The sequence below is a fragment of the Gemmata sp. genome (assembly GCF_051859125.1).
GTDB lineage: Bacteria > Planctomycetota > Planctomycetia > Gemmatales > Gemmataceae > Gemmata.
Window position 1 is genome coordinate 1 of record NZ_JBHYGG010000208.1, and the last position, 3,265, is coordinate 3,265.

4 protein-coding genes are annotated in these 3,265 nt (G+C 72.3%); 2 read left to right on the plus strand and 2 right to left on the minus strand.

The window, feature by feature from the left end; genetic code table 11:
* Window positions 1-101: 101 nt before the first annotated feature.
* Together ACTIGN_RS17465 and ACTIGN_RS17470 are read right to left on the minus strand one after the other, a co-directional pair.
* The gene (locus ACTIGN_RS17465; RefSeq protein ID WP_439626101.1) at window positions 102-281 is read right to left on the minus strand and encodes a hypothetical protein; all 180 of its coding nucleotides are present in this window, start codon (window positions 279-281) and stop codon (window positions 102-104) included.
* 51 nt (window positions 282-332) lie between these two features.
* Window positions 333-1,757 carry a hypothetical protein gene (locus tag ACTIGN_RS17470; protein ID WP_439626103.1) on the minus strand — a complete coding sequence of 475 codons (1,425 nt, stop codon included), beginning with the start codon at window positions 1,755-1,757 and terminating at the stop codon, window positions 333-335.
* Between the two features lie 171 nt (window positions 1,758-1,928).
* Between ACTIGN_RS17470 and ACTIGN_RS17475 the strand changes: the two genes are divergently transcribed.
* A complete protein-coding gene (locus ACTIGN_RS17475; protein WP_439626105.1) occupies window positions 1,929-2,285 on the plus strand; it encodes a 4a-hydroxytetrahydrobiopterin dehydratase in 357 nt (118 codons plus the stop codon).
* A 108-nt stretch (window positions 2,286-2,393) separates the two neighbouring features.
* Window positions 2,394-3,203 (plus strand): 3-deoxy-8-phosphooctulonate synthase, encoded by an 810-nt coding sequence (gene kdsA / locus ACTIGN_RS17480; RefSeq protein ID WP_439626106.1) that lies wholly within the window; start codon window positions 2,394-2,396, stop codon window positions 3,201-3,203.
* The last annotated feature ends 62 nt before the right edge of the window (window positions 3,204-3,265 follow it).

The window sequence follows — 3,265 nt, forward strand, 5'->3', positions numbered from 1 at the left end:
GCCGCCACGGAGGGCGGCCCCTACAAACCAAGCGGGTCTGTAGGGGCCGCCCTCCGTGGCGGCCCGCGTGAGGCCAACGACTCAACAGAGCATCGCCCCTCTCAAAACTCGTCGGCCTGCTTGTAGTGCTCGCCGATGCGGTCCATGCCGAGCCCGGTCGACACCCAGTGGACGAACCACACGCACACCGCCACCGCGGCCAGCGCCAGCAGGATGTAGAACGCTCGCCGCCGCCACACCAGGTGCCACTCGTGCTCGTCGTCGCGGTCGGATCGGGCCATGTCTCCCCCTCCGGGTTCGGGCTCCCTGAATCATACCCCGGCGGGCCGCTGTTACCACGCCCGCGGGTCGCGGCGGTCGAGCAGGTACGCGCACCCGGTCGCGGCGGCGTCGAGCAGGTCGTCGCGGTCGCCGAACGGGAACGCCGTCATCTCGTCGAACAACTCCCGCTGCCCGGCGTCGATCGCGTCGCGTTCGCCCTGGAGCCGGAACCCGCCGTTCTCGACGGCGACGCTGAACGCGGCGACGCGGGCCGCCTTGTCGGCCGACTGCGAAACGCCCTTCACCCGCGGGCCGAACCGGGCGTGCCGAACGAGCAAGTCTTTGATTCCGAGGAACGCGGCGTTCGACTCGAACAGGATCACCGCCGGGTTCCACTGCCGGTCGAGCGCGTCGATGAGCGCCACCAGCTCGGGGGCCGGCACGCGCCGGGCCGTGCTCGCCAGGACCCGCACCTCGGTCGCCGGTCGCGAGCCGAGCGTCAGCGCCTCACGGGTCACGCGGCCGAGCACCACGAGCGCCGAGCGGTCCGCGGTCGGGCGTGCCGACACCGCGGGATCGACCGACAGCACGACCGTTTCGCATACCGCCGGCTCGGTCCACAGCCGCACCCACTCGGGGCGGACCGGCGTCTCGCCCTCGGCGACCGGCAGCAGGTGGTAGCCGCGGGCGAACGACGCGGCCCCGATCTCGGCCCGTCGCTCGCGGAGCTTCTCGGCCGGCCACTTCGCCGGCCACACCGGCTCGAAGTCCGGGCCGATCGCCCGGCGGAACACCGCGAACGCCGGGTTCGCCTTCAGGCGCGCGTTCAGGTCGTCCGGGTGCCACGGGGTACACAGCCCCCAGCACCGGCCGTCGGGTTCGAGCAGGTTCATGAGGTTGTTGGTGAAGAAGTCGGCGGTGCGGGCGCGCTCGGCGCGGCTGTGCAGCGAGCGGACGTCCACCACGTCGTCGCACACGAGCAGGTCGGCCCGGGTGCCGGTGGCCCCCGCACCGACCCCGAACGCGGCGACGCTCGGGCCGATCGCCTCGGCCGGCCGCTCGACGGCGAACGCTGCGGCGGTCCACGGCGACCCGGGCCGCAGGTGCGGGAACACGCGGCCGATGATCGGGTTCTTCGCGATCGCGTCGCGCAGGAACCGGCTCCGCTCGGCGGCGACCCCCTCGGTGGCGCACACCACCTTCACCCGCAGGCCGGGGTCGCGGCCGAGTTCCCACAGGAGGCGGCCGCACACCTGGAAGCTCTTCCCGTGGTCCCGCGGCAGTTCGATGAGCGCCATGCGGTGGGCGCTGAGGAACGCCTGCACCTCCTCGTGAACGGGCGCGAGTTCGACCGCGTTCCCGTGCGGGTCGGCGAGGCACTCGCGGAGGAACGCGGCCGGGTCGGACCGGGCCAGCAACGCGGCGAGACCGTCCGGCGATTCGGGGCGCTGGTGCGGCCGGCCGCAGACGGGCAGTGGCGCGAGGGGGTTCAACATGGGAGAGCCTCCGGGACCGCGGCGGCGCGGGATGTCAGATGTGCGGTCGCGGGCGCGAACGACGTGCGCGGGTGACGTGCTGCTTCAACTGTGCGGAATGGTGTACGTGCGTCAAGTAAATCTTGTTGGATTTCCCGATAGGCTGACCGTGCCGCCGGGGAGGGCTCCACGATGTCCGCGACCGATCTCGCCAGCCGCAGATGCGCCCCGTGCTCGGGGAAGGTGCCGCCGCTGCCCGCGGAGCAGGTGCGGGAGCTGCTCGCGCGGGTGCCGGCGTGGTCGCCGAGCGCCGACGGCCAGCGGATCGGCCGCGAGTGGAAGGTGCTCGACTTCGCCACCGCGCTCGACTTCTTCCGCCGCATCGGCGACGTTGCCGAGGCCGAGGACCACCACCCGGACCTGCACCTGACGAACTACCGCGACGTGCGCGTCGAGCTGTGGACGCACGCCGCCGGCGGGCTGACCGAGAACGACTTCATCATGGCCGCGAAGATCGACGCGCTGGAGCCGCCGAAGCTGAAGGGCTGACGCCCGCTGCGGGGCGAACCCTGAGCGCCAGCGAGGGGGTGAGGCTCACCCCCTCGCTGGCGCTCAGGGTTCGCCCCGACTACCGCACACCACCACGGAGGGGTTCACATGGTCCAGGTCGGGAACTACACGGTCGGGGGCGGCGCGCCGCTGCTGTGGATCTGCGGGCCGTGCGTCATCGAGGGCCGCGACTTCACGCTCCGCATCGCCGAGACCCTCAAAACGATCGCCGACACCCTCAAGCTGCCGCTCGTCTTCAAGGCGTCGTTCGACAAGGCCAACCGCACCTCCGGCAAGTCGTTCCGCGGCGTCGGCCTGGAGGAGGGGCTCAAGACGCTCGACGCGGTGCGCAAGGCGACCGGCCTGCCGGTCACCACCGACGTTCACGAGGCGTCGCAGGCCGCGGCGGTGGGCGAGGTGTGCGAGGTCCTGCAGGTCCCGGCGTTCCTCGCGCGGCAGACCGACCTGCTCGAAGCGTGCGGGAGGACCGGCCGGGTGGTGAACGTCAAGAAGGGGCAGTTCATGGCCCCGTGGGACATGAAGAACGTCGTCGCCAAGCTCGCCGAGGTCGGGAACCGCCGCACCCTGCTCACCGAGCGCGGCACCACGTTCGGGTACGGGATGCTGGTGAACGACATGCGGGCCGTGCCGTGGATGCAAGAAACCGGCGCGCCGGTGATCTTTGACGCGACCCACAGCGTACAGAAGCCGGCGGCCCTCGGGGACAAGACCGGCGGGGACCGGGCGATGGTGCCGGTGCTGGCGCGGGCGGCCGTCGCCGCGGGGTGCGACGGGGTGTTCCTGGAGACCCACCCGGACCCGGACCGCGCCCCGTCCGACGGCCCGAACATGATCCCGCTCGACCAGCTCCCGGACCTGATCCGCCGGTGCCTCCGGGTCCGTGAGGCGGTCCAGTGACGGGTGATTTGGGCGAACCCTGAGCGCCAGCGAGGGGGTGCGCCTCACCCCCTCGCTGGCGC

Coding starts and splice junctions, on each gene's coding strand:
- kdsA (WP_439626106.1), top strand. CDS start 2,394: ATGGTCCAGGTCGGGAACTACACGGTCGGGGGCGGCGCGCCGCTGCTG.
- ACTIGN_RS17465 (WP_439626101.1), bottom strand. CDS start 281: ATGGCCCGATCCGACCGCGACGACGAGCACGAGTGGCACCTGGTGTGG.
- ACTIGN_RS17470 (WP_439626103.1), bottom strand. CDS start 1,757: ATGTTGAACCCCCTCGCGCCACTGCCCGTCTGCGGCCGGCCGCACCAG.
- ACTIGN_RS17475 (WP_439626105.1), top strand. CDS start 1,929: ATGTCCGCGACCGATCTCGCCAGCCGCAGATGCGCCCCGTGCTCGGGG.